We start from the raw sequence: 26,241 nt of genomic DNA, 5'->3' as shown, positions 1-26,241 counted from the left end.
GGTGCGTTACGCCTGCAGGCGCAAGGCTGCGCCCACAGGGAAGGGGGGGAGTCTTAAGCGAGGCTGTCCTGCAGATGACCGCGCAAGGCCTGCAATTCGGCTTGCAGGTTTTGCAGGCGCTCCAGCGTGAAGCCGCTGGCCCCGAGGATGCATTGCGGAACGGTTCGGGCCTTGTCTTTCAAGGCGCGTCCCTGGGCAGTCAGTTCAACGATCACCACACGCTCATCCTCGCGGCTTCGCGTGCGGCTGAGCAAACCTTCACTTTCCAGCCGCTTGAGCAACGGGGTCAGCGAACCCGGATCGGTCAGCAGGCGGGCGCTGATTTCTCCTACGGTCAAACCGTCCTTCTCCCACAGCACCATCATTGCCAGGTATTGCGGATAGGTCAGGCCAAGTGCTTGCAACAATGGCTTGTAGACCTTGGTCATCATCAACGAGGTGGAATGCAGGGCGAAGCAGGCCTGATTGTCGAGCAGCAGGTCTTCGCAGTGATCGGAGGTGTTGCGGTCGGTGGTCATGTCGGTGCCTTGAACGGTCATGCAGATGAATCTAGCGCTCGAATCTTTAATGCGCCAGACAATTGTGCCCGATGGCGAATCGGTCAGTGCCGGCCCAGCTCACGTTGCAGGGCCAGATCCCACGGTGGCACGGGGCTGAACCGGGTCTTGAGGTATTCCAGCAACAGGCGGCTGCGGGAGCTGGCCTGCTGCTGCAGCCGCAGTGCGTAGATGCCGGCGCTTTCGGGTTTTGGCAAGCCGTTTTCACAGAACAGCGGCAGCAATTCGCCACGCAACAGGTATTCGCTGGCCAGCCAGGTCGGCAGATGCGCGATTCCGAGTCCGGCGAGCGCACCGCAGACCAGCGCCTCAGCGTTGTTGGCGCTCATGCGCACCCGGGCGGGGCGGTGCAACTGCATCTGCTCATCCTGTTCGAAGCGCCAGGCGAAGGGCGGGGCGAGGCCGTCCCAATCGAGGCCATCATGTTCGCTCAATTGCGCGGGCTCGCTCGGCACGCCTCGACGCTTGAGATAGTCAGGGCTGGCGCAGGCGATGCGCACGATGCTCGCCAATGGCGTGGCCACCAGCCGGGTGTCGGCCATTTGTCCGGCGCGCAGCACCAGATCAACCTTGCCCAGATTCGAGCCGTCCATGTCGACAAAGCTGTCGATCAGATGCAGTTGCACGTCGAGCCCCGGATACAGCACCAGAAAATCGGCAATCACCGGCGCCAGATGCCGTCGCCCGAACGCCGCGGGCGCATCCACCCGAATCAAGCCTTCCGGCGCGCTGCTCAGGGACACCGCTTCAGCGCGAGCCAATTGCAACTCGGCCACGATCCGCCGCGCCCGTTCGGCAAATGCCAGGCCGGCCGGCGTGGCGCGCACCGCATGGGTGCTGCGGATGAACAGCTGGCTGCCGACAGCACTTTCCAGACTGTCAATGCGCCGGGCAACGGCCGATGGCGTCAGCGGATGGCGGCGCGAAGCCGCGGAAAAACTGCCGCTCTCCAGTACATCGAGGAACAGCCCAAGCTGATCGGTCAATTGGTTGGGATTCATGAATCTGCTCAATGCCTATGCGAGTTTAGCACAGCCATTGTGCGTTGCTGTGCGTTTCCGTGCCAGCGCTGACTGCGTACGATGAGCTGACTGACGTATGAGGAATTCTGCCGTGATCGAGTTTTTGCTGTACCTGGTGTTTGGCGCCGCCCTTGGCACTCTGGGTGGGATCTTCGGCATCGGCGGCGGGCTGATCGCCATTCCACTGCTGGGCGTGTGGTTCGGGCTCGATCAGCAGATCGCCCAAGGCACGGCGCTGGTGATGGTCGTGCCGAACGTCATGCTGGCGTTGTGGCGTTATCACCAGCGCAACCGCATCGAACTTCGCCATGCGTTGCCGTTGGCGGTGATGGGATTCTGTTTCGCGTGGATCGGCTCGATCTGGGCCGTGGGCATCGACGCGCAAACCATGCGCATCGGTTTTGTCGCGTTCCTCGTGGCGTTGTCGGCCTACAACCTGGTGCGCATGTTTGGCGCGCGTCCGGCGGCAACTTCCGAGATGCGTTATTCATGGCCGTGGCTGGGTGTGCTCGGCGCGGCGTCGGGCACCATGGGCGGTTTGTTCGGTGTCGGCGGGGCAGTGGTGGCGACGCCGGTGCTGACCAGTCTGTTCGGCACCACTCAGGTAGTCGCTCAAGGTCTGTCGCTGGCGCTGGCATTGCCGAGCACCGGTGTCACGCTGGTGACGTACGCGGTGCACCACGAAGTGGACTGGATGATCGGCCTGCCGCTGGCCATCGGCGGTCTGGCCAGCATCAGTTGGGGCGTGAAAGTGGCCCACGCGATGCCGGAAAAACGCCTGCGCGGGCTGTTCTGCGGGTTCCTGGTGCTGTGCGCGGTGATGCTCGCCTTTAAAGTTTGAAGCCTTCGACGATGTGCTCGGCCAGGCATTCGGTGATCGGTGACGGATTGTTCAGGTTGCGGATCAGCATGATGCTGGCCTCGGGCAGCAGCGGCAGATCCTCGGCGGCCCCGAGAATGCGCAGGTCCGGGGTGATCAGGCTTTCCAGTTGCGCGGTGATCGCCAGGCCCGCGCTCACCACTGCCATCAACGCCGAGAGGCTGGTGCTGTTGTAGGCAATCCGGTATTCCCGGCCCATCGCGTCCAGCGCATTGCAGGCCCACAGGCGACAGAAACAGTCACTGTTGAACATCGCCAGCGGCAACGGCGTCTGTTCGTGAGCGCTGAAGTTTTGCGCCTCGGCCCAGACGAAACGCTCCTTGCGCAGCAACTGGCCAATCTCGTTGCCCGGCTCGCGAGTGACGATCGACAGATCCAGGTCCGTGCGTTGCAGCAATTGTTTGGTTGACTCGCAGTGCACTTCGATCTGGATCAGCGGATAGAACTGGGCGAAGCGCGACAGGATCCCGGGCAGAAAGCGCATCACGTAATCGTCCGGCGTGCCGATCCGCACCGTGCCGACCATGTGCGGCTCGCGCAGGGTATTAAAGACTTCACTGTGCAATTTCAGGATGCGCCGCGCATAACCGAGCAACACCTGGCCTTCAGCGGTCAGGCGCACCTGACGTCCGTCGCGTTCGAACAACTGGCGCTGCAGCACGTCCTCTTCCAGACGCTTCATCTGCATGCTCACGGCTGATTGGGTACGGTTCACCATTTCGCCGGCGCGGGTAAAACCGCCCTGATCGGCAATCGCGACAAAGGTGCGCAGGACATCGGTATCGATACTGGGATATGCCGACAATTGATGAATCTCCGTGATGCATGCCATCAGAAACATTCGTTGGATTGATCGTAGCGCCGGCGGGAGACTTGAGCCATCCCAAAAAGGAGGCAACACGATGAAAGGTCAAAGAGAGTACGCAGGCGAAGAAAAATTTTCCGGCCATATCGTTTCCGATCTGTTGCACAAGTTTAGCCGGTGGTACGAATTGCACCGTGAGCGTGAGCTGCTCGCCAGTCTGAGCGACGAAGCGCTGAAGGACATCGGGGTTAGCCGTGCCGATGTCGAACATGAGTCGGTGCGGCCGTTCTGGGACGATCCGATACATAAATGATGAGGCCATCGCTACACAAACCCTCTTGCAGTGAGGTAGGTTGCGAGCAGACATGGAGGTACACATGCCCGCGACATTGTCCTTTTCCCTTAAACAGGCTCGACGTCTGGCACTGGCTGCCCAAGGGTTTCACGGGCGCCAGCCGCCGGCTGTCAAGGCCATGCACGTCAACCGGCTGATCGAACGCCTCGGCCTGTTGCAGATCGACTCCGTCAACGCTGTGGTGCGCTCGCACTACCTGCCGCTGTTTTCTCGTCTCGGTTCCTATTCTTCCGATTTGCTCGACCAGGCTGCCTGGAGTTCGGGGCGGCGTCGTTCGTTGTTCGAATACTGGGGGCATGAAGCGTCGTTGCTGCCGCTGTCGATGTATCCACTGATGGGCTGGCGCATGCAGCGGGCCAAGCGTGGTGAAGACATTTATCAGCAACTGGCGCGGTTCGGTCGCGAGCAGCAGGACACCATTCGCCGAGTGTTGGCGTCGGTTGAAGAGCAGGGCGCATTGGGCGCCGGCAGCCTGTCGACCCGCGAGGAAAAGGCCGGGCCGTGGTGGGACTGGAGCGCGGAAAAGCATGCGTTGGAATGGCTGTTTGCCGCTGGCGAAGTCACCGTGGCCGGGCGCCGAGGCTTCGAGCGGTTGTATGACTTGCCGGAGCGAGTGATTCCGGCTTCCGTGCTGCACCAGCCATTGCCCGATGAAGCCGAGGCGCAGCGCGGTTTGTTGTTACATGCAGCGCAGGCGCTGGGTGTCGCCACGGAAAAAGACCTGCGTGATTACTTCAGGCTGAACCCCTCCGATGCCCGCCCGCGTCTGGCCGAACTGGTCGAGGACGGGCAACTGCTGACCTGTGAAGTCGCTGGTTGGCGGCAGATCGCCTACTGCCTGCCCGAGCCAAAAGTCCCGCGCAAGGTTGAGGCCAGTGCATTGCTTTCGCCGTTTGATTCACTGATCTGGGAGCGCAGCCGGACCGAGCGACTGTTCGATTTCCGCTATCGGCTGGAGATTTACACGCCGCAGGATAAACGCGTTTACGGCTACTACGTGTTGCCGTTTCTGCACAACGAGCGGATTGCCGCACGGGTTGATCTGCGCGCCGAACGGGCGGCGGGGCGGTTGGCGGTGCATGCGGTGCACGAGGAAGAAACGGGGCTGGACGAGACGGGGATGCTGGCCTTGGCGCTGAACTTGCGGCGCATGGCGGACTGGTTGGGGCTTGAGCAGGTGCAGCTTAATTGTCAGCGGGAAAGTGCGGGGCGATTGCGGGTGGCGTTGGCTCAAGTCGAAAACGACCGAGCCAACGTCATCGCGATTTAGCGTTTGACCTGTTTCAGCGTCTCGGCAATCAGAAACGCCAACTCAAGCGACTGATCGGCATTCATCCGCGGGTCGCAGTGGGTGTGATAGCGATCCGACAAGCCATCTTCAGTGATCGGCCGCGCGCCACCGATGCACTCGGTGACGTTCTGCCCGGTCATCTCGATGTGGATGCCGCCGGCGTAGCTGCCTTCCGCCTCGTGGACCTGGAAGAACTGCTTCACTTCGCCAAGGATCTGCGCAAAGTCGCGGGTCTTGTAACCGCTGCTGGCCTTGATGGTGTTGCCATGCATCGGGTCGGAACTCCACAGCACCTGCTTGCCTTCGCGCTGCACCGCACGGATCAGCGCCGGCAGGTGATCGCCGACCTTGTTCGCGCCCATCCGCGCGATCAGGTTGAGGCGGCCCGGGTCGTTGTCCGGGTTGAGCACATCGATCAGGCGGATCAGGTCGTCGGGGTTCATGCTCGGGCCGACCTTCACTCCGATCGGGTTGTTCACTCCGCGCAGGAATTCGACGTGGGCACCGTCGAGCTGACGGGTGCGGTCGCCGATCCACAGCATGTGCGCCGAGCAATCGTAGTAATCGTTGGTCAGGCTGTCGCGGCGCACGAAGGCTTCTTCGTAGTTCAGCAGCAGCGCTTCGTGGGCGGTGAAGAAACTGGTTTCGCGCAGTTGTGGCGAGCTGTCCATGCCGCAGGCGCGCATGAACGCCAGGGTTTCATCGATGCGATCGGCGAGGTGACTGTACTTCTCGGCCAGTGCCGAGTTGGCGATGAAGTCCAGGTTCCACTTGTGCACCTGATGCAGGTCGGCAAAACCGCCCTGGGCAAAGGCGCGCAGCAGGTTGAGCGTGGCGGTGGACTGGTGATAGGACTGCAGCAGACGCTCCGGGTCCGGTACGCGGCTGGCGGCGTCGAAACCGATGCCGTTGACGATGTCGCCACGGTAGGCCGGCAGGGTCACGCCGTCGATGGTCTCGTCGTTGGCCGAGCGCGGCTTGGCGAACTGACCGGCCATGCGCCCGACCTTGACCACCGGGCAACCGGCGGCGAAGGTCATGACGATCGCCATTTGCAGCAACACTTTAAAGGTGTCGCGGATCTTCGCGGCGGAGAACTCGGCGAAGCTTTCCGCGCAGTCGCCGCCCTGCAGCAGGAACGCCCGGCCCTGGGTGACTTCGGCAAACTGACGACGCAGCTCGCGCGCTTCGCCGGCAAACACCAGCGGCGGATAGCTGGCCAGCGTCTGCTCGACCTGGCGCAGATGCGCGGCGTCGGGGTATTGGGGTTGTTGCTGGATCGGCAGGGCGCGCCAGCTGTCAGGGCTCCAGGGTTGGCTCATCACGGTCTCTAAGGTTCTACGCACGGACGGCCATGTTAGCAGCAATTAGTGCGTGACCTGCTCCCGCCGCTTCGCCGACAATCGCCGCTTTGCCACGGCACCACAGCGGTGCCATCGCGTCACCGCGCCCGGTGACCACCAGGAGACGAAATGACTGAGGAGCGCGTCGAGCGGTTGCTCGCCGAAGTACAGGATGAGTTCGGCGTGATTCGCGTGCTGGAAGTGGCCGACTACCGCTTTCTGGAGTTCGGCGATGCCATCGAGCAAAGCTGCGTGTTTACCGCCGACCCGAGCTGGCTGGAGTACGACTACACCCGGGCGATGCTGATTGGCGCGTTGTGCCATGAGCAGCCGGAGAGCGCGCTGTTTCTCGGTTTGGGCGCCGGTACGCTGACCCAGGCCTGCCTCAAGTTCCTGCCGTTGGAAGACGTCGAAGCCATTGAACTGCGCCCCGATGTGCCACGTCTGGCCATCGAATACCTCGGGCTGGATGACGATCCACGGCTGTACATCCGCGTCGGCGATGCCCTCGAACTGCTGCCGACCGCTGAGCCAGCGGATCTGATCTTCGTCGACCTGTACACCGATGTCGGCCCCGGCGCCGGACACCTTGCGTGGAATTTCCTCGGTGATTGTCAGAAGCGTCTGAATCCCGGTGGCTGGCTGATCATCAATCAATGGGCCACCGATGACGGCAAACCTCTGGGCGCGGCGCTGTTACGCGGGCTCTATCACCGACATTACTGGGAACTGCCGGTGAAGGAAGGCAACGTCATTCTGATCGTGCCGGCGGATCTCGATCAGGTGCCGGACATGCAGGCGCTGACTGCACGGGCTGAAGCGCTGGCGCCGAAGCTGGGCTACTCGTTGCAGACGTTGATCAACTGTATCCGTCCGGCGACTTGAGCCTTAAATGCCTTTGAAAATGCCGGGCCTGCGCTCCACCAGCGAGCGCACACCTTCCTTGGCATCTTCAGTGGCCAGCAATTTCTTCACCAGCGGCGGCAAGCTCTGCGCCGCTGCGGTCTCGCCCTCATAGCGCGCCTGGCGCGCCGAAGTCAGCGTTGCCTGCACTCCCAGCGGCGCCTGCCGGGCAATCCGTTCGGCCAGCTCGATGGCGCGCGGCAGCAAATCTTCAGTGGCCATGACTTCCTGCACCAGCCCCAGGCGCAGCGCATCGTGGGCATCGAATTCGTCGCCGGTCAGCAGCCAGCGCATCGCATTGCCCCACCCGGCGACCTGATGGAAGCGCAATGTCGCGCCGCCGAACGGAAAGATCCCGCGCTGCACTTCCATCTGGGCGAAGCGGGTGTTGCTGGCGCACAGGTTGATGTCAGCGGCGAGCATCAATTCGATGCCGATGGTCAGGCAATAACCCTGCGCAGCGACGATCACCGGTTTGCTGACCCGTGGCCCGACGAACACGCCCCATGGGTCGCAACCGCCGGGCGGCACCTGCCAGCCCTGGGCGAGGGCGGAACTGGCATTCACCAGATCGAGTCCGGCGGTGAAGTGCTCGCCATGCCCGAACACCACCGCCACCCGTGCGTCACTGTCGGCCTCGAATTCGCCATAGGCCAGGGCCAGGTCGTTGAGCAGGTCGAGGTCGAACGCATTGCGCTTGGCGGCGCGGTCCAGACCGATTAAATGCACGTGACCGTGACGCGCACGACTCACGCGGCCGGGGCAGGGCTGATTCATGGGTGTTTCCTCGCAGGGCAAGAAAGGGGGCAGCGACCAGATGCCGCACATCGGTGAATCGTTTAAGCGCCATCGCCCGCAGGGCCGGGGTCTTTGAAAAATAGACCTTTGCCCGATTATCCGCAAAACCCCGTTACACAGCGGTGACAACTGTATTTCGCTGATAAAAAAAGCTCCCTTTTGGGGCAAATTCCGGTATAGTGCGCGCCGGCCTTTAACCGGGCCGCGTTTAGGTAGCGCAATTCCCCGAAGTCAGCTTCGGCTGCACGTCCGCACTGCGGGCTCTTCCTTGACGATTCTTTTTCATTCATTCGTTTTCGCAAATCCCCGCCGACAAAGCTGCCAGGGCGACTCTTGAGTCTCAACACGGCATGTGCAGCTTTGGAGCATGGGTCTTTGCGGATGCACTTAGAGGCAGACCCATGACCCAGGAAATCGGCGGCTTCGCCGCTCTTGAACTTCATCCCAATATTGTCGCTGCAGTAGTCGCTACCGGCTATGAAGAGCCTTCGGCCATTCAGCAGCAGTCGATCCCGATCATCCTCGCCGGTCACGATATGATTGGTCAGGCGCAAACCGGTACCGGTAAAACCGCTGCCTTTGCCCTGCCTATCCTGCACCGCATTGATCCGTCCAAGCGCGAGCCGCAAGCTCTGATCCTGGCCCCAACTCGTGAGTTGGCGCTGCAAGTTGCAACCGCTTTCGAAACCTACGCCAAGCAAATGCCGGGCGTGACTGTTGTGGCTGTCTACGGCGGCGCGCCGATGGGCCCACAACTGAAAGCAATCCGTAATGGCGCACAGATCGTTGTCGCCACTCCGGGCCGTCTGTGCGACCACCTGCGTCGCGACGAAAAAGTGCTGCAGACCGTGAACCACCTGGTTCTCGACGAAGCAGACGAAATGCTCAAACTGGGCTTCATGGACGACCTTGAAGTCATCTTCAAGGCCATGCCGGAAACCCGTCAGACCGTATTGTTCTCGGCGACCCTGCCGCAATCGATCCGTGCCATCGCCGAGCGTCATCTGCGCGATCCAAAGCACGTGAAGATTCAGAGCAAGACCCAGACCGTTACCGCGATCGAACAGGCTCACCTGTTGGTTCACGCTGACCAGAAGACTTCTGCCGTTCTCAGCTTGCTGGAAGTGGAAGATTTCGACGCTCTGATCATGTTCGTGCGCACCAAGCAAGCGACTCTGGATCTGGCCAGCGCCCTCGACGCCAAAGGCTACAAAGCCGCCGCGTTGAATGGTGACATCGCCCAGAACCAGCGTGAGCGTGTGATTGATTCGCTCAAGGATGGCCGTCTGGACATCGTTGTGGCGACCGACGTTGCCGCTCGTGGCCTGGACGTACCGCGCATCACCCACGTTTTCAACGTGGACATGCCGTACGATCCGGAATCCTACGTGCACCGTATCGGCCGTACCGGCCGTGCCGGTCGCGAAGGCCGCGCGCTGTTGCTCGTCACGCCGCGTGAGCGTCGCATGCTGCAGGTCATCGAGCGTGTGACCGGTCAGAAAGTTGCCGAAGTGCGTCTGCCGGACGCCCAGGCCGTTCTCGATGCCCGCATCAAGAAACTGACCAACAGCCTGTCGCCGCTGGTGGCTGACGCCGAGTCGACTCATGGTGATCTGCTGGATCGCCTGACCGCCGACATCGGTTGCACCCCACGTGCCCTGGCTGCCGCACTGCTGCGCAAGGCCACCAATGGTCAGGCGCTGAACCTGGCAGCGATCGAGAAGGAACGTCCACTGGTGCCGAACAGCGCGCCACGTGGTGACCGTCCTGATCGTGGCGAGCGTCCTGATCGCGGTGACCGCGAGCGTCGTGCGCCAATGCCGCTGGGCGAAGGCCGTGCCCGTTGCCGTACCGCGCTGGGCGCGCGTGACGGTATCGCGGCGAAAAACCTGCTGGGCGCCATCCTCAACGAAGGTGGTCTGGCACGTGAAGCCATCGGTCGCATCCAGGTGCGTGACAGCTTCAGCCTCGTCGAGCTGCCGGAAGATGGTCTGGACAAACTCCTGACCAAGCTGAAGGACACTCGCGTCGCCGGCAAGCAGCTGAAACTGCGTCGCTACCGCGAAGATTGATCCGCCCTTGGGCTGATTGATCGAACATAAAAAATCCCCGACTGGTTCGGGGATTTTTTTTGCCTGCGATTTGGGCATCAGCCGAAGCGGTAGATGTCCATGCCCAGAGCCCCCATCGTGAAGCCTTGATGGGCAATGCTGAAGTCGCCGCCGGCACCTCGGGCGAAGTACAGCGGCAACAGGTGCTCGTCGCTTGGATGGTTGCGTACTGCGTTCGGTGCCTGCTGACGGTAATCGTGCAGGGCGGCTTCGTCGTTGGTGGCGAGCTTGTCGACTATCCAGTCGCGAAAGTCCCGGGCCCACGGCTCGACGCTTTCCGGACCCGCGTGCCAGTCCAGTTCTCGCAGGTTGTGGGTGATGCTGCCGGAGCCGATCAACAGAATGCCCTGTTCGCGCAGGCCGGCCAGCGCCTGGCCGACGCGATTCTGCAGCGCCGGGCCGCCACGACTCGGCAGGGAAACCTGCACCACCGGGATGTCAGCCTGCGGGTACATCAGCGACAGCGGCACCCACACGCCGTGATCGAACGGTCGTTGCGGGTCGAGGCGCGCCGGCAGGTTGTTGGCGGTCAGCAGGTCGGCGACCTCGCGAGCCAGTTGCGGATTCCCCGGAGCGGGATACTGCACTTCAAACAATGCGCGGGGGAAACCACCGAAGTCGTGCCAGGTTTCCGGTTGCGGATGGCTGCTGACCAGCAGCCCATGGCTTTCCCAGTGGGCGGAAACGATGACGATGGCTTTCGGACGTGGCAGTTCAGCCGCCAGTCGTGAAAGGGCCGGGCCACTGGCGCCGGGCTCCAGTGCCAGCATGGGCGAGCCATGGGAGATAAACAGGCTGGGAAACATGGAAGGGTTCCTGAGCGTTAAGATGGCTTATCTTCAGTCAGTTCATTGATCTAATTCCAATATAAGTTTTAACGCCTTTTTATCGAATTCCTGGGAGGATGCATGCAGCCGGAGTTTTGGCACAAGAAGTGGGAATTGAACCAGATCGGCTTCCACCAGCCCGAGGTGAACCCGTATTTGCAGCGGCATTGGCCCGATCTGGCCTTACCGGCTCAGGCGCGAGTCCTGGTGCCGTTGTGCGGTAAAAGCCTGGATCTGCTGTGGTTGGCCGGACAGGGATATCGGGTGCTCGGCGTCGAGCTGTCGCAAAGGGCTGTCGAAGACTTCTTCCGCGAGCAACAATTGCAGGCGCAGATCAGTGAAGAGGGTGGTTTCAAGGTTTATCGGGCCGGGGCGATCGAGTTGTGGTGCGGGGATTTCTTCGCCTTGTCTGCAAGCGATGTTGCTGACTGCACCGGGCTGTATGACCGCGCGGCGCTAATTGCCTTGCCGGCACCGATGCGCGAGCGCTATGTGACGCATTTGCTGGGCATCTTGCCAGTGGGCCTTCGCGGTTTGCTCATCACGCTGGATTATGATCAGGCGCAAATGCCTGGGCCGCCGTTTGCGGTGGAAGATTCCGAGGTACAGCGATTGTTTGGCGGCGACTGGCAGGTGCAGGCGCTGGGGGAGCAGGACGTGTTGAGCGAAAGCGGGAAGTTCCTGCAGGCGGGAGTGACTCGCCTGGAGGAACGGGTGTACCGGCTGACTGGTCGGTAACGGGCACAAAAAAGGGCCCGCATCACTGCGGGCCTTTCTATTTGAGCCGGGCTGATCAGCCGCGACGACGCAGGGCGTCGATACGCTCTTCCAGCGGCGGGTGGCTCATGAACATGCGGGCGAACCCTTGTTTGATGCCACCGTTGATACCGAAGGCGTTCAGGGTGTCAGGCATGTGCACCGGCAGGCCCTGTTCGGCGCGCAAGCGTTGCAATGCGTTGATCATCGCACCCGTACCGGCCAGGCGAGCACCGGCATCGTCGGCACGGAACTCGCGTTTGCGCGAGAACCACATCACGATCGCGCTGGCCAGAATGCCCAGCACCAGTTCGGCGAAGATGGTCGCGATGTAGTAGGCCATGCCCTGGCCTTCTTCGTTCTTGAAGATCACCTTGTCGACGAAATTGCCGATGATCCGCGCGAAGAACATCACGAAGGTGTTCACCACGCCCTGAATGAGCGCCAGGGTAACCATGTCGCCGTTGGCCACGTGACCGATCTCGTGGGCCAGCACGGCCCGCACTTCGTCTTCCTTGAAGCGCTCGAGCAAGCCCTGGCTGACCGCGACCAGTGCATCGTTCTTGTTCCAGCCGGTGGCGAAGGCGTTGGCTTCATAGGCCGGGAAAATCCCGACTTCGGGCATCTTGATCCCGGCTTCCCGGGACAGCTGCTCGACGGTTTGCAACAGCCATTGCTCGTGGCGAGTGCGTGGCTGGGTGATGATCTGGGTGCTGGTGCTCATCTTCGCCATCCACTTGGAGATGAACAGCGAGAACAGGGAACCGGCGAAACCAAAGACTGCACAGAAAACCAGCAGCTGATTGAGGTTGAGATCAACCCCGTTGGCCGCCATGAACCCGTTGAAGCCGAACAGGCTCAGGGTGATGCTGGCTATCAGCACGACCGCCAGGTTAGTGGCCAAAAACAGCAGGATGCGCATCATGGTTGTAGAAATCTCCTCAAGCTAAAGATGTAGCGTACTGCGGGGTATATAAGGTGCGGCACCGGGCGATTCAACCGAGTGACTATTTCAAACTGTGTCCTACACCGGATTCACCCTGCCATGGGACATTTCCCACCTGCGAAGTCTGCATGGATGACAGGCGCATGCCACCCGGTCTCATTGCGTCAGGCACGCATGATTCGTATGAATCGCAAGTGTAGAAGGTGCTGGAGGGGGGGGCGGAGCAGAAGTGTTGCTGAATCAGACAGTGCGCAACGTTCGGGCCGTTGCGCACTGAGCGCCGGTTACTGGCGGTAGGACTTGAGGAAGTTGCCGATGCGGCCGATGGCCATGTCCAGGTCATCGACCCGCGGCAGGGTGACCACGCGGAAGTGGTCAGGCCACGGCCAGTTGAACGCCGTGCCTTGCACCACCAGCAGCTTCTCGGAGAGCAACAGGTCGAGCACGAACTTCTCGTCGTTATGGATCGGGCAGACTTTCGGGTCGATCTTCGGGAAAGCGTACAGCGCGCCCATCGGCTTCACGCAGCTCACGCCGGGAATGTCGTTGAGCAATTCCCAGGTACGGTTGCGCTGTTCCAGCAACCGGCCTTGTGGCAGGACCAGATCGTTGATGCTCTGATAGCCGCCCAGGGCGGTCTGGATCGCATGCTGGCTCGGCACGTTGGCACACAGGCGCATGTTGGCCAGCATGTCGATGCCTTCGATGTAGCTGTGAGCGTTGTGCTTCGGCCCGGAAATGGCGATCCAGCCGGAACGGAAACCGGCCACGCGATACGACTTCGACAGACCGTTGAAGGTCAGGCACAGCAGATCGGGGGCCAGGGATGCGGTGCAGATGTGCACGGCGTCGTCGTAGAGGATCTTGTCGTAGATCTCGTCGGAGAACACCACCAGGTTGTGCTGACGGGCCAGTTCGAGCATGCCCAGCAGCACTTCCTTCGAATACACCGCGCCGGTCGGGTTGTTCGGATTGATGATCACCATCGCCTTGGTGTTCGGGGTGATCTTGGCCTTGATGTCGGCCAGGTCCGGGAACCAGTCGGCGCCCTCGTCGCACAGGTAATGCACCGCGTTACCGCCGGCCAGGCTGACGGCAGCGGTCCACAGTGGGTAGTCCGGCGCCGGCACCAGCACTTCGTCGCCGTTGTTGAGCAGTGCCTGCAGCGACATCACGATCAGCTCGGACACACCATTGCCCAGGTAGATGTCTTCGATGCCGACACCTTCGACCTGCTTCTGCTGGTAGTACTGCATCACCGCCTTGCGCGCGCTGAACAGGCCTTTTGAATCGCTGTAGCCCTGGGCGGTCGGCAGGTTGCGGATCACATCCTGAAGAATTTCGTCCGGCGCTTCGAAACCAAAGGGTGCCGGGTTGCCGATGTTCAGCTTGAGGATGCGATGGCCTTCCTCTTCCAGACGTTTGGCGTGCTTGAGCACCGGGCCGCGAATGTCGTAGCAGACGTTGGCGAGCTTGTTCGATTTGCTGAACTGCATGGCGATGTGATCCCGAAAATGAACGATCCAGGCGGCGGGTGGACAACCGTGCTGGGAATCCTGCGTCTTCACACAGGCAGGTGTCTTGAGCGGCGGTTTCCAACAATCCGTTTGAATGCGCAGGAACCCGCTGCCAGACTGGCGTGTGACGAGGCGCAATCATACGTGCCGCCCGATCCGTGGAAAAGGTACAGATCGGGCTTTTTCAGCCGCTGAGGTGTGATGATGGAAAAGATTGAAAAGACCCTGGAAGAATGGCGGGCGATGCTCGACCCCGAGCAGTTCAACGTGTGCCGCCTGAGCGCTACCGAGCGGCCGTTCTCCGGCAAGTACAACGCTACCAAGACCGATGGCGTCTACCACTGCGTCTGCTGCAACGAGCCGTTGTTCGACTCCAGGACCAAATTCGATTCCGGTTGCGGCTGGCCAAGCTTCTATGCGCCGATCGGCGACAATGCCATGACCGAAATCCGTGACACCAGCCACGGCATGATCCGCACCGAAGTGAAATGCGCCAAATGTGATGCCCACCTTGGCCACGTGTTCCCGGACGGTCCGCCGCCGACCGGCCTGCGTTACTGCATCAACTCGGTGTGCCTGGACCTGGTGCCGCGCGAGTAACCGATGCGGGCGATCCACGGGTCGCCTTTCGAATAATTAAATTGCACACAATTCAATTGCTCGCTATTTTTGCCGTCTATCCATTTCTCAAGAGTGCGCACCATGAGCGATAACCTGCTGAACATTCCGTGCACCACCATCAAGGGCGAACAAAAGACTCTGGCCGATTTCGCTGGCAAGGCAGTGCTGGTGGTCAATACGGCCAGCAAATGCGGTTTCACGCCGCAATACAAAGGCCTTGAGGAGCTGTGGCAGACCTATAAGGATCAGGGCCTGGTGGTGCTGGGCTTCCCGTGTAATCAGTTCGGCAAGCAGGAGCCGGGTAACGAGGGCGCCATCAGCGAGTTCTGTGAGCTGAACTACGGTGTCAGCTTCCCGCTGTTCAAGAAGATCGAAGTCAACGGGACCGGTGCGCATCCGCTGTTCGTGCAGTTGAAGAAGCGCGCCCCGGGTGTGCTGGGCTCCCAAGGCATCAAGTGGAACTTCACCAAATTCCTGATCGGCAAGGACGGGCAGTTGGTCAAGCGCTTCGCCCCGGCCACCAAGCCGCAGGATCTGAGCCGCGAGATTGAAGCCCTGCTCAAATGAACAGCCTGTCCGCCGATTCGCTGAAGCTCGACAGTCAGCTGTGCTTCAAGTTGTATGCCGCGTCGCGGGCGGTGATCCGTGCCTACAAGCCGATGCTCGATCAGCTCGGCCTGACCTACCCGCAATACCTGGCGATGCTGGTGTTGTGGGAATGGCAGCAAACCGCGCCGGAGCAGCCGACAGTCAAGGCGCTGGGTGAGCGTCTGGCGCTGGATTCCGGCACGTTGACGCCGCTGCTCAAGCGACTGGAGCAACTGCAACTGGTTCAGCGTCAGCGCTCCAGCCGGGACGAGCGTGAGGTTCATCTGAGCCTTACGCCTCAAGGGCAGGCGCTGCGTGAACAGGTCGGGCCATTGAAAGAGCGGCTGTTATGCGACAGCGGGGTGGATCTGGACCGGCTCAATGACTTGCGTGACGGTCTCGATCAGTTGCTTGGGCAGATCAAAGCACTGTCGTAGTCGGCATCCACTGATCCAGCAGCGCCGCCAGTTCTTCTCGGCGAAACGGCTTGGCCAGGTAATCGCTCATGCCCGCCGCCCGGCAGCGCTCGCGCTCTTCGGCCATCGCGTTGGCCGTCAGGGCGACGATCGGCAAGTGCGGCCAGCGCCCGCTCTGGCGGATCTGGCGGCTGGCTTCATAGCCGTCCATCACCGGCATGTTGCAGTCCATCAGCACCAGATCGAACTCGTCGTGTTCCAGCTGATCCAGCGCTTCCACACCATGGGCGGCGACCACGACATCACAGCCGAGCTTGCCCAGCATCCCTTTGGCCACCAGTTGATTGACCGGGTTGTCCTCCACCAGCAGCACCCGACCGCGCCGTTGCGACGGCACGCTCTCAAGGCGAGCGCGGTCGATGGTGGTGAGTTCCGGCAACAGCGTCCGGCGCAGATTCTGATACAGCGCGTTGCGGGCCAGCGGTCGCGCCTGCTGTTGCAACGGGGCGAGCGCGGCGGCTTCTTCACCCGGAAGGAAGCTGCCGTAGGCAGTCACCAGCAGAATCGGTGCCGTCATCGCCGGGCGCAGGCCGAACAGGCATTCGGGGCAATCGGTGATGATGACGTCGGGGGAGAGGCCGAGCAGCGGGTCGTCCAGGGTTCGCTGCTCGTAGGTCAGCCCCCAGACCGGCAGCAGGCTTTCCAGCAATTCGGCCAGCCCGCTGACCGCGTTGGTGATCGCCAGCACCTTGCCGTGCAACGGTGGCGGAATCACCGCGCGGGTGTGGCAGGGCAGCGGCAGTTCGGCGCAGAACTGACTGCCGAAACCCACTTCGGAACTGATGGTCAGGCGCCCCTGCATGGCTTCGCACAGGTTGTAGGTCAGTGCCAGGCCGAGCCCGGTGCCGCCGTACTGGCGGGTAATGCCGGCACCCGCCTGGGTGAACGGCTGGAAAATCTTCACCTGCGCTTCCTGAGCGATGCCGATGCCGGTATCGCAGACTTCGATGCGTACCCCGTCCTTCCAGGAGGACAAGCGCACATCAACCCGGCCGAAGCGAGTGAATTTCAGCGCATTGGACAGCAGGTTGCTGACGATCTGCCTGACCCGGGTCGGATCGCCGAGCACCAGCGCCGGGAAGTGCGGATCGATCAGGCAGGTCAGCTCGACGCTCGGTGCCGCGTTCTGCGAGAGCAGGTTGGCGGTGTCTTCGATCAGCGAGCCGAGATCGAAGGGGATGTGTTCCAGCTCAAGTTGCCCGGCATCGAATTTCGAAAGGTCGAGAATGTCGTTGAGCAATTCCACCAATACCTTGCCCGAGTCGTGGGCGATGGACAGTTGTTGCTGTTGTTCGGCGTTGAGCGGGCCGTCGAGCGACAGGGCGATCATCCCCAGCAGGCCGTTGAGCGGGGTGCGGATCTCGTGGCTCATGTTGGCGAGAAATGCCGAGCGTGCCTCGGCCATGTCCAGCGCCGTACTGCGGGCCACCTCCAGCTCCTGGTTGGACTGGCTGAGCCGTGCGTTGATTGCCTTGAGCTCGGCGGTGCGCGCCGACACGATGTCTTCGAGTTGCGCGAGGTAGTCGGTGAGGCGGTTTTCCGCATTGCGTCGCTGCTGGATTTCCGTGGCGATGTTCTCGAACTGCTGGTTGGCGACCTTGACCAGCACGCCGATCTCGTCATTGGCGTGCCCGGCCGGACATTCCAGGGTGGTCGGCTCGGCGCTGCGCGGGTCGCGACCGCTGAGTTCGCGGATCACCCGCACCAGCGGTTTGGTCAGCATCACGTAGAACAGTGCGAGCAGGATTCCGGTGAGAATCAGGCTGCGGGCGAAACCGTTGATCAGCGTGACTTCCGCGCGGCGCAGAAAGCGGCTGCCAAACGTGAAGGTGTCGACTTCCAGTCGCAGGGTGCCGAGGGATTCGTTGGGCAGGTGATCGAGGTAGAGGCGGTCTTCAAACTGGCGTTTGGCGCCGAACAGGAAGTCGCTGATCATCCGGTAGCCGCTTTGCAGCTCCGGGCGTTTGACGCTGGCCAGCACCGTCTGGTTGTTGTCGGTCAGTTGTGCGGAAATGATCGCTGGCGAACGCAGCAGGCCCAGGGCCAGTTCCTGAGCCAGTTCGGCATCGATGTTGTAGGCGATGCGCGAGGCCGGATTATGGCTGATTTCCAGCAACGACAGGATTTCACGGTTGATGGACGCGTCTTCACTGGCATAATCGATGCCGATTTGCAGCAGGCTGAGCAGCGTGCCCAGAATGAACCCGACCAGCACGGTAAGCCGGGCCTGTTTGTACGACAGCCGGTGGGTGAATTTGATATCCATGGGGTGTTGAACCACTTCCGTTTCCCTTCGCTGCTCAAGCATAGTCGATCATGCACGGATTCCGGGGTTCCCGAAGCGCCTTGTAACAAGGGCCGGGACAGGTTTCGAACGCTGTTTGTCGTCGCTGCAGCGCCATCATCACTGTGAACGAGCCCGAGGAGAAGACGTGGATTCCCGATTGAATGCTTTTCTTGAGCGCGCCGAGTCGGTTCTGGCGCGGATCGAACCCCTGTTGCCGGCTCCACGCCCGGTCATCGACTGGGGCACCTGCCTCGCTGCACGCTGGCAGCGTGACGGTCGCAGCGGTTATCTGCTGCCGCTGGAGGTCAGCCTCGACATGCGTCTGTCGGACCTGATCGGTGTCGACCGGCAACTGGAGCAGTTGGGCCGCAACACTCAGCAATTTCTTGACGGCATGCCGGCCAATCATGCGCTGCTGTGGGGGTCGCGCGGTACCGGTAAATCCTCTTTGGTACGGGCTCTGCTGGCCGAACACGCCATGGCCGGTTTGCGTCTGATCGAAATCGAGCGCGATCACCTGGCGGACCTGCCACGGGTGGTGGAGCAGATCGCCGAGTTGCCGCAGCGCTTTGTGCTGTTCTGCGATGACCTGTCGTTCGAGTCCGGCGAAGGCGACTACCGCGTGCTGAAAAGCGTGCTGGACGGCTCGCTCGAACAGGCGCCGGACAACGTGCTGCTGTACGCCACTTCCAACCGTCGCCATCTGGTGCCGGAAAAGGAAAGCGACAACGAAAACTGGAAGCGCGTCGATGGCGAACTGCATCCGAGCGAAGCGGTGGAGGACAAGATCGCGTTGTCGGATCGCTTCGGCCTGTGGCTGTCGTTCTATCCGTTTACCCAGGAACACTTCCTCAACGTTGTCGAGCACTGGATCGGCCAGCTGGCCGCCAAGGCCGGCCTGAGCTGGGAGCGTGACGAACAACTGGACATTCTCGCCGTGCGCTGGGCAACCGGCCGTGGCAACCGCAACGGACGTTGCGCGTACCAATTCGCCCGTTACTGGGTGGGACTGAAATTGTTGGAGCACAAGGCATGATTGATTTGCAACAGAGCGGCCAGGGCCTCGAAGGCTATGGCATGTTGGCCGCACAACTGGAGTCGCTGCTGGCGGACGAGCGCGATTTCATCGCCAACGCCGCACAGTTTTCGGCGTTCCTGTTCAACCAGCTCGATGACCTGAACTGGGCCGGTTTCTACCTCAATCGCAACGCAGAGCTGGTGCTCGGCCCGTTCCAGGGCCAGATCGCCTGCGTGCGCATTCCGTTCGGTCGCGGTGTGTGCGGCGCGGCGGCCGCCAGCCTGCAGACGCAACGGGTCGAAGACGTTCACGCGTTCCCCGGCCATATCGCTTGCGACAGCGCGTCGAACAGCGAACTGGTTGTGCCGTTGGTCAAGGACGGTCGTCTGATCGGCGTGCTCGACCTCGACAGCCCGAAGCTCGCGCGTTTCGGTGCCGAGGATCAGGCCGGGATTGAACAACTGGCGGCGATTTTCCTGCGTCTGACTGACTGCTGATCACGCTCCCAGGCCTGCTTTGAGCAGCAGGGCCGTCGGGTCCACGGCATCGATCTGCCGTGGATCGAGAAAGCGTGTGGCGTACTGCAAGTACACGCCATCGCGGAGGAACAGTCCGAACAGCTCGGCATCGATGTGCGCGTCGCGGCACATGGTGGCCATGATCCCCAGTGCTTCGCTGAGGGACTTGGCCTTCTTGTACGGGCGGTCGGCGGCGGTCAGGGCTTCGAAAATATCGGCAATCGCCATCATGCGCGCCGGCCGGCTCATGTCTTCGCGTTTCAGGCGCTTGGGATAACCGGTGCCATCCATCTTTTCGTGATGCCCGCCGGCGATTTCCGCGACGCTGTTCAGGTGTCCGGGGAAGGGCAGGTGACTGAGCATCAGGATCGTCTGCACCATGTGATGATTGATGATGTAACGCTCCTCGCGGGTCAGGGTGCCCCGGGGGATGCTGAGGTTGTACAACTCGCCGCGATTGTATTTGTAGGGCGGCACGTCGAGTTTGAAACCCCACGGATTGTCCTCCGGGATCAGTTCGCCCTCGGCGCGCTCCAGCAGATGCTCGGGCTTGTCCGCCAGCAGCGGTTCGCTGACCGGCAGGGTCGCAGCCGGAGTGCGTGCCTGACGCCGGTTCTCCTCCCATGACAGGCCCAATCGATCATCCAGCGTGCGCGTCCAGGTGCGTTGGGCGATGCCTTGCAGGCGTTGCAGATCACTTTCTGCCATGGCCTCACTGCCCAGATTGCAGCGGGCGACAAACGCGAAATCATCATCCAGTGCTGTCAGGGTGGCCTCGCGCAGGCTGGCCAGTTGCTGTTCTTCACCGCCCATGGCCATGGCTTGCCAGTAACTGACCCAGGCGTCGCGCTTGAGCACTTCGAAGCGGGTGCGGATTTCGTGAAGACGGTCGTTCAGGGTTTCCAGTTTGGTGGCTTTGTCGACCACGTATTCCGGGGTCGTAACCTTGCCGCAATCGTGCAGCCATGCGGCGATGTGCAAGGCCTCCCATTCGTCTTCGTTCGGCTGGTAATCGCTGAAGGCCGGGGCCTGACTGGCTGCCGCGGCACGGGCGAGCATCAGGGTCAGCTCCGGCACGCGCTGGCAATGCCCGCCGGTGTAAGGGCTCTTGGCATCGATGGCGCCGGCCAGCAGTTGAATGAACGCATCCAGCAGTTGTTTCTGTCTGGCTTGCAGGCGCTGACTCTCGATACTCACCGCGGCCGCTCCGGACACCGCTTGCAGGAAGGCGATGCGATCTGGCCGGAGTTTTTCCAGATCGCTCGGGGTGCCGCCATCGTCGATCAGCAGCACCAGCAGGCCGACGGTTTCGTTGTGCCGGTTATGCAGACGGATTCCGATCAAATGCACCCTCGGCGAACCCATGGCCAGCAGCACTTTCTGCAGATCGGAGGCCTGTTCGAAACCCAGATTGCTGACGATCGTGTCGGCGTTCGCCAGTTGCCGAAACCATTCGGGGCTTTGCGGCGCATCAAGGCTGCGGCTTTGCAGATCGAATGCCGCCAACGCTTGAGACGTTTCTGCGACCACCAGACCGTAGGGCTCCATGCGATTGCCATCGTTTTCACGCAGATAAATCAGGCCCGCCTGGGCCTGGGCGATCTGCACTGTTTCGAACAGTACTCGTTGCAGCAGCGGCTCGAAGCGGGTTTCAGCGGTCAGGCTGTCAGTGATGCGGAAGAAGCTGGCCAGGGTGTCTTTCATGCGAGCCATCGACAGGCTCAACTGGTCGACTTCCAGCACGGGCGATCGGCGTGCGACGGGAAAGTTGAAGTCGAAGCTGCGGATCGCATCGGCTTCCTTGACCAGTGCGTGCAAGGGCTTCACCAGAATCCGCGAGATCAGCCAGCCCAGCGGCAGACATAGCAGCAAGACGGCCAGCGTGATGAGTGCTCCTTGCCAGCGCAGACGATAGGCATCGACCAACAGTTCATCTTCGGGCACCAGTAAAGCCATCTCTAAACCTTTCGGCCCGCCTTCCTGCAATTGGCTGCGTGCGACGATCCATTGTCGGCCATCGACCTCGAGCCGATTGCCCTGGTGCCCGGACAACAAGGCATGCAGGGCGGGGCTCAAGTCGGCAGCCTTGGCCAGACGGGCCGTGCGTTCATCCACGATCAGCCGGCGGCTGTCGGGATAAGCCACGGCATTGCCGTCGGCATCGAACAGGACGATTTCCGTCGCCGGCGTCACCACGTGTTTAACCAGGGTTGCAGACAGTGCGTCGAGCGTCAGGTCGGCCCCTATCACGGCGTCCTTGCCGCTGCGGCGGGCCAGTGTGGTGCCTACATTGTGGGTGGAGAAAAAAATGTAGGGTTCGGTAGTGATCTGTTCGGTCTGCTGCCGTGCATTGATGTACCAGGCCCGGCTGCGCGGATCATAAGGGTCGGCGGGGATGTCCTGTCGGCCGACCGGGGAAAGTGCCTGGTCGAAAAACAGTGACTGTGAACGCGTCAGGCCGCTGGCGTCATGTTCGATGCTCCAGACTTGAAACGCCGCCACGTCCGGTGCTTTGAACAGGGTTTTCAGCGCCGGCGTGCGCAAGGGTCGGACCATGAAGAAATCGCCGTTTCCATAACCCAGGTAGAGCGAGGCCAGATCCGGATTGTCCATCAGGGACTGACTGAACGGCTTGAGCAGCGCCATGCGCGATTCGAGGCTGGAGGATCCGGCGGCGGGAGTCTCTGCCAGCAGGCTCAGCAGGTGCCGGATCGGTGAATAAGTCGCCTGCAGGTCGAGACGGACATCCTGTTCGATTCGGCTGAACAGCTTTTCACTGCTCGACAGAATGATGTGCGTGGTCTGGTGGTAGTTGAACAGACCCAGCACCACACCGGTAAGCAACAGCAGAAAGGTGAACATGACGCTGATGTGCACATGCAGCGGAAACCGGCGTTGTTCCGGGCGCAGTGGGCTGGGCATTGCAGACTCTCCGTGTAGGTTAAGCACACTGCTCTGCCTCCAAGCATAGTTAAGCCCCGGCCATTTTGCTCTTGGCGATCCGCGCCAGTTGCTGTTCCAGTGCTTGCTCCAGTTCCAGGATGGCGAGGTGACTGGCCTGGCAGCGACGCGCGATCTCCTCCTCCGGCAGTGCTTGCAGGCAAGCCTGCTCAAGCGCATCGCAACAGTCGATCAGGCGCGGGGCCTGTGCAATGCGTGCGGCGCCTTTGATCTTGTGTGCAATAGCGGCCAGCGCGGGGTGATCCCGGGTGAGGGACAGGGCCTGCAGCTCCTGCCGATCGGTGCGGCTGCTGTTGAGCAGTTCTGCCAGCAATCGTTGGGTTTGAGAGGGGTTGTCACCGGTCAGCAGCGCCAGCCCCTTCAGGTTGAACGCCGGCGCGCGGAACAGCGGCTGAACGCTGTTGACCCATTGGCTCAGGCTGTTGAGACTCAGGGGTTTGAACAGGCATTCGTTCATGCCTGCCTGCTTGCAGCGCAGGATCTCTTCGGGCTGGGCATTGGCGGTGAACCCCAACACGGTGCAAGCCGGGCGGTGGGTCAGCTTTTCGTGCTGACGAATCGCGCGGGTCAGCTCGTAGCCGTTCATGACGGGCATGTTGCAATCGGCGATGACCAGATCGAACTCACCGCTCTTCCATTCTTCCAGTCCGCGCAGGCCGTCTTCGGCGATACAGAATCGATGGCCGAGGTATTCCAGCTGCTGGCACATCAGCAGTCGATTGGCCGGATGGTCATCGACCACCAGAACCGACAACGGCATGAGGGTTGTCTGAATCTGTGGTTCATCTTCAGCTTTCGCCACTTGCGCCGGCAGAATGGTCACTGGCAGTGATACCCGAACCTGGGTGCCGATTCCGGGCAGGCTGCTCAACCGCAGTTTTCCACCCATCATTTCGCACAGGTTGCGGCTGATGACCAGCCCGAGTCCTGCGCCGCTGACGGTTCGTTGCCCACCGTTGCCGGCCTGGGCGAAAGGTTCGAATAGCCGCAACTGATCCTGCGTCGTGATCCCGATGCCGCTGTCCTGTACGGTCAACTGCACCATCGAGCCTTCGGGGGTATCCGTGGGAAGAATGTCCAGCGTGATTCTGACCTGCCCTGTTTCGGTGAACTTGATGGCATTGCTGATCAGATTCGACAGCACTTGTTTGAAGCGCAGAGGATCGAGTTGCACATCGACATTCAGGTCAGGGGGAGAGACGGATACTGTCAGTGAAAGCTGTTTCTGCCGGGCAAGCCCTTCGAAGATTCTGACTACCGAAGCCACGGTGTCGATCAGGTTGATTCGCTCGGGTTTCAGGCTCAGTCGCCCCGATTCAATGCGCGCAATGTCCAGTATGTCGCCGATCAGACCCAGCAGGTCTCTGGCCGAATGGTAGGCCGTTTCGATGCCGGAGCGATCCGGATGAGTCTGATCCATGCGCTTGAGTGTCAACTCGAGCATGCCGATCACTGCGTTCATCGGCGTGCGGATCTCATGACTCATGGTTGCCAGAAAAGTACTCTTGGCCCGGTTGGCATCGTCTGCCCGTTCCTTGGCCGCGCGAAGTTCATCGAGCAGTTCACGGCGTTCACTGATGTCGATCCAGCCACCAATGATCCCCCGGACGTCACCACTGGAGTCTCGGTAGGGCAGAATCCAGTGATAGATCGTCAGTCGTCGGTTGCCAATGTGCAACGGCCGGTCAAGCACAAGCGGTTTGCCTTCGGCCACTACCCGCTGATAGTCGGCCTGAAATGCCTGTGCCTCGAAAGCGTTGTTCAGCGCACCCTGCATGACATCTTTGCCGATGACGTCTTCGCGCCGGGCATTGAACGCCTGGAGATAACTGTCATTGCAGCTTTGCAGCACGCCCTGTCGGTCACGCACGTAGATAGGGTGTGGCGTCCCGTTGACCAGTGTACTCATGAATTCCAGTTGGTCGTTCAAGGCCCGTTCGGCCGATTTGCGTTGTTTGATCTGGCGGCGCATGTAGGCATTCCAGAGCAGCGACAGCAGCAACAGCAGGCAGGCGCCGCCGATCAACTGATAGAAGAAACGCTGGTATTGATGCCAGGTGCCTTGCGAAATGTTTGAGTAGCCCCGCCAGCGACCATTGATGATGCCCAGTTCTTCGGGCGTGATGCTCATCAGCGTCTTGTTGATGATCGAGCTCAGTTCCGTGTTATCCCGGGCTGTCGCCAGAGAAAAAGCCGCCTGATGGGTGCCGATGGTGGTGGTGATCTGCAGGGGATGTTGGAAGGTTCGTGATGCAATGAAGTAGTTTGCGATGACCAGCGAGTTTACTGCGCCTTCGACCTGACCTTCATCGAGCAGCGCCACTGCACTGAAGGTATCCGGCGTTTCGATCAACTGGATGCGGGGAAACTCGCTGCGCAGGTAATCGATCATCGGATGGCCTTGAGCGATCGCCAGACGTTTGCGTTTCAGCTGCCCCAGGTGCGTAGGGCTGTCGGCGGCCTTTCGGGTCAGCAGCACGTATGAATTTTCCAGATAGGGACGGCTGAAATTCAGGGTTTCCTCGCGCTGGGCGGTCGGCAGCAACGCTGCGATCAGGTCAGCCTGTTGGTGTTCGACCTGCTGGATCATTTCGGCGTCGCTGCGGCTGCGGCGGATTTCGAAGCGCAGTCCGGTGCGCAAGCGGATGAGTTCGAGCAAGTCGGCGCTGATGCCGCGAAAATTGCCGTCACTGTCAAAGAACGTCAGGGGGGCGAAAGCCTCGTTGACCAATACGCTCACCACCGGATGTTTTTTCAGCCAGTGCTCTTCACGTTTGGTCAGTTGCAGCCTCTGGTCGGTCAGAAGTACGTCGCTGCCCACGCTCCAGCGTTTGGCGATATTTTCGCGCTCGCTGCCCGGCACGGCCTTGAGCGCCGTATTGATGATGGCAAGCAGCTGTGGATTGTTGCGATGAACGGCGAAGCTGAAGCCGTGGGCCTCATGCTTGCCGAAACTGGCCATGCGGATGTTGTTCAGGTAACCCTTGTTGATCATGTAGTGGGTGGAAATGGTGTCGCCGAGAAACACATCCGCCTGATCGAACGCTACGGCGTTGATTGCGTTCTGGTAGGACGGATAAGAGGTGATGAGGGCTTTGGGATACATTGCCTTGACATCATCCAGCGGCAGGTAGTGATACAGCATGCTCAGCCGCAGGCCTGCCAGACCTTCGGTCAACGTGCGGGTTTCACCCTCGCGTGTGACAAGGACCGGTTGATCGACGGCGTAAGGCCTGGACAGCACTATATTGGCGTTTTCCGCTTCGAATCCGTTGGCAGTGCCGAGCATGTCGATGTGCCCGTCCATCAATGCCTTTACGGCGACCTCCCGCGAGGCGAAACGTTTGACTCTGATCGGCAGACCGGTCGCCTGACCAATCAGTGAGGCGTAATCCGCCGTGAAGCCTTCGTAGTCTTGTCCGCTGGGCGTCATGTCGAAGGGAGGATAGTCTGGAGCTGAAGTCCCCAGAACCAACTCATTGCGAGCGTGCAGCCACGCCACTTGTGATGGATCGAACAAGGCCTGCACGGTTGTTTCGGCCGAACGACCGAGCAGGGTGAAGTCTTTCGAGGTGGGGGAGGCGGCTGTTGCAAAGGTGCAGAAACCCAGGCATGCACTCAATGCAATCATGAGACTCACTAAACGGCTGGACATGTTGGC

At 61.0% G+C, this 26,241-nt stretch carries 21 protein-coding genes and 1 pseudogene; 11 read left to right on the top strand and 11 right to left on the bottom strand.

The genetic code is table 11. From position 1 onward, the window contains the following. Positions 1 to 53: 53 nt before the first annotated feature. A complete protein-coding gene (locus tag ACKJSM_RS07850; protein WP_410237238.1) occupies positions 54 to 518 on the bottom strand; it encodes a MarR family winged helix-turn-helix transcriptional regulator in 465 nt (154 codons plus the stop codon). Between the two features lie 83 nt (positions 519 to 601). Continuing rightward, a complete protein-coding gene (locus ACKJSM_RS07845) occupies positions 602 to 1,558 on the bottom strand; it encodes a LysR family transcriptional regulator (protein ID WP_410237165.1) in 957 nt (318 codons plus the stop codon). A 112-nt stretch (positions 1,559 to 1,670) separates the two neighbouring features. On the opposite strand from ACKJSM_RS07845, the gene ACKJSM_RS07840 reads away from it, so the two are divergent. Further along, a complete protein-coding gene (locus tag ACKJSM_RS07840; protein ID WP_236178063.1) occupies positions 1,671 to 2,420 on the top strand; it encodes a sulfite exporter TauE/SafE family protein in 750 nt (249 codons plus the stop codon). Here the strand turns inward: ACKJSM_RS07840 and ACKJSM_RS07835 are convergent. After that, complete coding sequence (locus ACKJSM_RS07835; RefSeq protein ID WP_007955701.1) at positions 2,410 to 3,264, bottom strand: LysR substrate-binding domain-containing protein; 855 nt, start codon at positions 3,262 to 3,264, stop codon at positions 2,410 to 2,412. The genes ACKJSM_RS07840 and ACKJSM_RS07835 overlap by 11 nt on opposite strands. A 97-nt stretch (positions 3,265 to 3,361) precedes the next feature. Here ACKJSM_RS07835 and ACKJSM_RS07830 point away from each other — a divergent pair, with 97 nt between their 5' ends. Then, positions 3,362 to 3,577 (top strand): DUF1127 domain-containing protein, encoded by a 216-nt coding sequence (locus ACKJSM_RS07830; protein WP_339487245.1) that lies wholly within the window; start codon positions 3,362 to 3,364, stop codon positions 3,575 to 3,577. A 64-nt stretch (positions 3,578 to 3,641) separates the two neighbouring features. After that, positions 3,642 to 4,889, top strand: coding sequence for a winged helix-turn-helix domain-containing protein (locus ACKJSM_RS07825; RefSeq protein ID WP_410237164.1), 1,248 nt, complete (start codon positions 3,642 to 3,644; stop codon positions 4,887 to 4,889). On the opposite strand, the gene ACKJSM_RS07820 is transcribed toward ACKJSM_RS07825, so the two are convergent. Beyond that, positions 4,886 to 6,232 (bottom strand): class II 3-deoxy-7-phosphoheptulonate synthase, encoded by a 1,347-nt coding sequence (locus ACKJSM_RS07820; RefSeq protein ID WP_103386347.1) that lies wholly within the window; start codon positions 6,230 to 6,232, stop codon positions 4,886 to 4,888. The two genes, ACKJSM_RS07825 and ACKJSM_RS07820, sit on opposite strands and share 4 nt — an antisense overlap. A 150-nt stretch (positions 6,233 to 6,382) precedes the next feature. Between ACKJSM_RS07820 and ACKJSM_RS07815 the strand changes: the two genes are divergently transcribed. After that, the gene (locus tag ACKJSM_RS07815) at positions 6,383 to 7,138 is read left to right on the top strand and encodes a spermidine synthase (RefSeq protein ID WP_236178066.1); all 756 of its coding nucleotides are present in this window, start codon (positions 6,383 to 6,385) and stop codon (positions 7,136 to 7,138) included. Positions 7,139 to 7,141: 3 nt separating this feature from the next. Here ACKJSM_RS07815 and ACKJSM_RS07810 read toward each other — a convergent pair whose 3' ends face one another. Further along, on the bottom strand, positions 7,142 to 7,933 hold the full coding sequence (locus tag ACKJSM_RS07810) for a crotonase/enoyl-CoA hydratase family protein (protein ID WP_236178067.1): 792 nt from the start codon (positions 7,931 to 7,933) through the stop codon (positions 7,142 to 7,144). Between the two features lie 388 nt (positions 7,934 to 8,321). Here ACKJSM_RS07810 and ACKJSM_RS07805 point away from each other — a divergent pair. Further along, positions 8,322 to 10,026: pseudogene (locus ACKJSM_RS07805) on the top strand (DEAD/DEAH box helicase). A gap of 77 nt (positions 10,027 to 10,103) precedes the next feature. Here ACKJSM_RS07805 and ACKJSM_RS07800 read toward each other — a convergent pair. Further along, a complete protein-coding gene (locus tag ACKJSM_RS07800; RefSeq protein WP_410237163.1) occupies positions 10,104 to 10,871 on the bottom strand; it encodes a DODA-type extradiol aromatic ring-opening family dioxygenase in 768 nt (255 codons plus the stop codon). Between the two features lie 102 nt (positions 10,872 to 10,973). Between ACKJSM_RS07800 and ACKJSM_RS07795 the strand changes: the two genes are divergently transcribed. Next, positions 10,974 to 11,630, top strand: a complete 657-nt coding sequence (locus ACKJSM_RS07795; RefSeq protein WP_339487234.1) for a thiopurine S-methyltransferase — start codon at positions 10,974 to 10,976, stop codon at positions 11,628 to 11,630. Positions 11,631 to 11,685: 55 nt separating this feature from the next. Here ACKJSM_RS07795 and htpX read toward each other — a convergent pair whose 3' ends face one another. Both htpX and ACKJSM_RS07785 read right to left on the bottom strand, forming a co-directional pair. Beyond that, the gene (htpX, locus tag ACKJSM_RS07790) at positions 11,686 to 12,573 is read right to left on the bottom strand and encodes a protease HtpX (protein WP_064598312.1); all 888 of its coding nucleotides are present in this window, start codon (positions 12,571 to 12,573) and stop codon (positions 11,686 to 11,688) included. Positions 12,574 to 12,878: 305 nt separating this feature from the next. Beyond that, on the bottom strand, positions 12,879 to 14,090 hold the full coding sequence (locus ACKJSM_RS07785; protein ID WP_007955711.1) for a pyridoxal phosphate-dependent aminotransferase: 1,212 nt from the start codon (positions 14,088 to 14,090) through the stop codon (positions 12,879 to 12,881). Between the two features lie 225 nt (positions 14,091 to 14,315). Between ACKJSM_RS07785 and msrB the strand changes: the two genes are divergently transcribed. From msrB to ACKJSM_RS07770, 3 genes are all read left to right on the top strand, one after another. Continuing rightward, complete coding sequence (msrB, locus tag ACKJSM_RS07780; protein WP_236178070.1) at positions 14,316 to 14,711, top strand: peptide-methionine (R)-S-oxide reductase MsrB; 396 nt, start codon at positions 14,316 to 14,318, stop codon at positions 14,709 to 14,711. 102 nt (positions 14,712 to 14,813) lie between these two features. Continuing rightward, complete coding sequence (locus tag ACKJSM_RS07775; protein ID WP_011335290.1) at positions 14,814 to 15,299, top strand: glutathione peroxidase; 486 nt, start codon at positions 14,814 to 14,816, stop codon at positions 15,297 to 15,299. Further along, positions 15,296 to 15,757 (top strand): MarR family winged helix-turn-helix transcriptional regulator, encoded by a 462-nt coding sequence (locus ACKJSM_RS07770; RefSeq protein ID WP_410237162.1) that lies wholly within the window; start codon positions 15,296 to 15,298, stop codon positions 15,755 to 15,757. The genes ACKJSM_RS07775 and ACKJSM_RS07770 overlap by 4 nt, the downstream gene beginning before the upstream one ends. On the opposite strand, the gene ACKJSM_RS07765 is transcribed toward ACKJSM_RS07770, so the two are convergent. Beyond that, a complete protein-coding gene (locus ACKJSM_RS07765; RefSeq protein ID WP_410237161.1) occupies positions 15,741 to 18,062 on the bottom strand; it encodes a response regulator in 2,322 nt (773 codons plus the stop codon). The genes ACKJSM_RS07770 and ACKJSM_RS07765 overlap by 17 nt on opposite strands. A 166-nt stretch (positions 18,063 to 18,228) precedes the next feature. Between ACKJSM_RS07765 and ACKJSM_RS07760 the strand changes: the two genes are divergently transcribed. Beyond that, positions 18,229 to 19,119: an ATP-binding protein gene (locus tag ACKJSM_RS07760; protein WP_410237160.1), complete on the top strand. Its 891-nt coding sequence runs from the start codon at positions 18,229 to 18,231 to the stop codon at positions 19,117 to 19,119. Beyond that, positions 19,116 to 19,598 (top strand): GAF domain-containing protein, encoded by a 483-nt coding sequence (locus ACKJSM_RS07755; protein WP_236178074.1) that lies wholly within the window; start codon positions 19,116 to 19,118, stop codon positions 19,596 to 19,598. Before ACKJSM_RS07760 ends, ACKJSM_RS07755 begins: the two co-directional genes overlap by 4 nt. On the opposite strand, the gene ACKJSM_RS07750 is transcribed toward ACKJSM_RS07755, so the two are convergent. Together ACKJSM_RS07750 and ACKJSM_RS07745 are read right to left on the bottom strand one after the other, a co-directional pair. After that, complete coding sequence (locus ACKJSM_RS07750) at positions 19,599 to 22,541, bottom strand: HD domain-containing phosphohydrolase (protein ID WP_410237159.1); 2,943 nt, start codon at positions 22,539 to 22,541, stop codon at positions 19,599 to 19,601. It abuts the gene before it with no gap. A 49-nt stretch (positions 22,542 to 22,590) separates the two neighbouring features. Beyond that, positions 22,591 to 26,235 carry a transporter substrate-binding domain-containing protein gene (locus ACKJSM_RS07745; RefSeq protein WP_410237158.1) on the bottom strand — a complete coding sequence of 1,215 codons (3,645 nt, stop codon included), beginning with the start codon at positions 26,233 to 26,235 and terminating at the stop codon, positions 22,591 to 22,593. Between the last annotated feature and the right edge of the window lie 6 nt (positions 26,236 to 26,241).

Source organism: Pseudomonas sp. PHC1, assembly GCF_046487845.1.
In the GTDB taxonomy this organism is placed as follows: Bacteria; Pseudomonadota; Gammaproteobacteria; order Pseudomonadales; family Pseudomonadaceae; genus Aquipseudomonas; species Aquipseudomonas sputi.
Note: the sequence above shows the minus strand (reverse complement) of the source record. Positions and strands in the feature narration are given on the sequence as shown.

Excerpts from the sequence above, each read along its gene's own strand:
- ACKJSM_RS07785 (WP_007955711.1), bottom strand. The coding sequence starts at position 14,090 with ATGCAGTTCAGCAAATCGAACAAGCTCGCCAACGTCTGCTACGACATT.
- htpX (WP_064598312.1), bottom strand. The coding sequence starts at position 12,573 with ATGATGCGCATCCTGCTGTTTTTGGCCACTAACCTGGCGGTCGTGCTG.
- ACKJSM_RS07830 (WP_339487245.1), top strand. The coding sequence starts at position 3,362 with ATGAAAGGTCAAAGAGAGTACGCAGGCGAAGAAAAATTTTCCGGCCAT.
- ACKJSM_RS07755 (WP_236178074.1), top strand. The coding sequence starts at position 19,116 with ATGATTGATTTGCAACAGAGCGGCCAGGGCCTCGAAGGCTATGGCATG.
- ACKJSM_RS07750 (WP_410237159.1), bottom strand. The coding sequence starts at position 22,541 with ATGCCCAGCCCACTGCGCCCGGAACAACGCCGGTTTCCGCTGCATGTG.
- ACKJSM_RS07775 (WP_011335290.1), top strand. The coding sequence starts at position 14,814 with ATGAGCGATAACCTGCTGAACATTCCGTGCACCACCATCAAGGGCGAA.
- ACKJSM_RS07825 (WP_410237164.1), top strand. The coding sequence starts at position 3,642 with ATGCCCGCGACATTGTCCTTTTCCCTTAAACAGGCTCGACGTCTGGCA.
- ACKJSM_RS07815 (WP_236178066.1), top strand. The coding sequence starts at position 6,383 with ATGACTGAGGAGCGCGTCGAGCGGTTGCTCGCCGAAGTACAGGATGAG.
- ACKJSM_RS07850 (WP_410237238.1), bottom strand. The coding sequence starts at position 518 with ATGACCACCGACCGCAACACCTCCGATCACTGCGAAGACCTGCTGCTC.
- ACKJSM_RS07800 (WP_410237163.1), bottom strand. The coding sequence starts at position 10,871 with ATGTTTCCCAGCCTGTTTATCTCCCATGGCTCGCCCATGCTGGCACTG.
- ACKJSM_RS07795 (WP_339487234.1), top strand. The coding sequence starts at position 10,974 with ATGCAGCCGGAGTTTTGGCACAAGAAGTGGGAATTGAACCAGATCGGC.
- ACKJSM_RS07810 (WP_236178067.1), bottom strand. The coding sequence starts at position 7,933 with ATGAATCAGCCCTGCCCCGGCCGCGTGAGTCGTGCGCGTCACGGTCAC.
- ACKJSM_RS07765 (WP_410237161.1), bottom strand. The coding sequence starts at position 18,062 with ATGGATATCAAATTCACCCACCGGCTGTCGTACAAACAGGCCCGGCTT.
- ACKJSM_RS07770 (WP_410237162.1), top strand. The coding sequence starts at position 15,296 with ATGAACAGCCTGTCCGCCGATTCGCTGAAGCTCGACAGTCAGCTGTGC.
- ACKJSM_RS07820 (WP_103386347.1), bottom strand. The coding sequence starts at position 6,232 with ATGAGCCAACCCTGGAGCCCTGACAGCTGGCGCGCCCTGCCGATCCAG.
- msrB (WP_236178070.1), top strand. The coding sequence starts at position 14,316 with ATGGAAAAGATTGAAAAGACCCTGGAAGAATGGCGGGCGATGCTCGAC.
- ACKJSM_RS07845 (WP_410237165.1), bottom strand. The coding sequence starts at position 1,558 with ATGAATCCCAACCAATTGACCGATCAGCTTGGGCTGTTCCTCGATGTA.
- ACKJSM_RS07745 (WP_410237158.1), bottom strand. The coding sequence starts at position 26,235 with ATGTCCAGCCGTTTAGTGAGTCTCATGATTGCATTGAGTGCATGCCTG.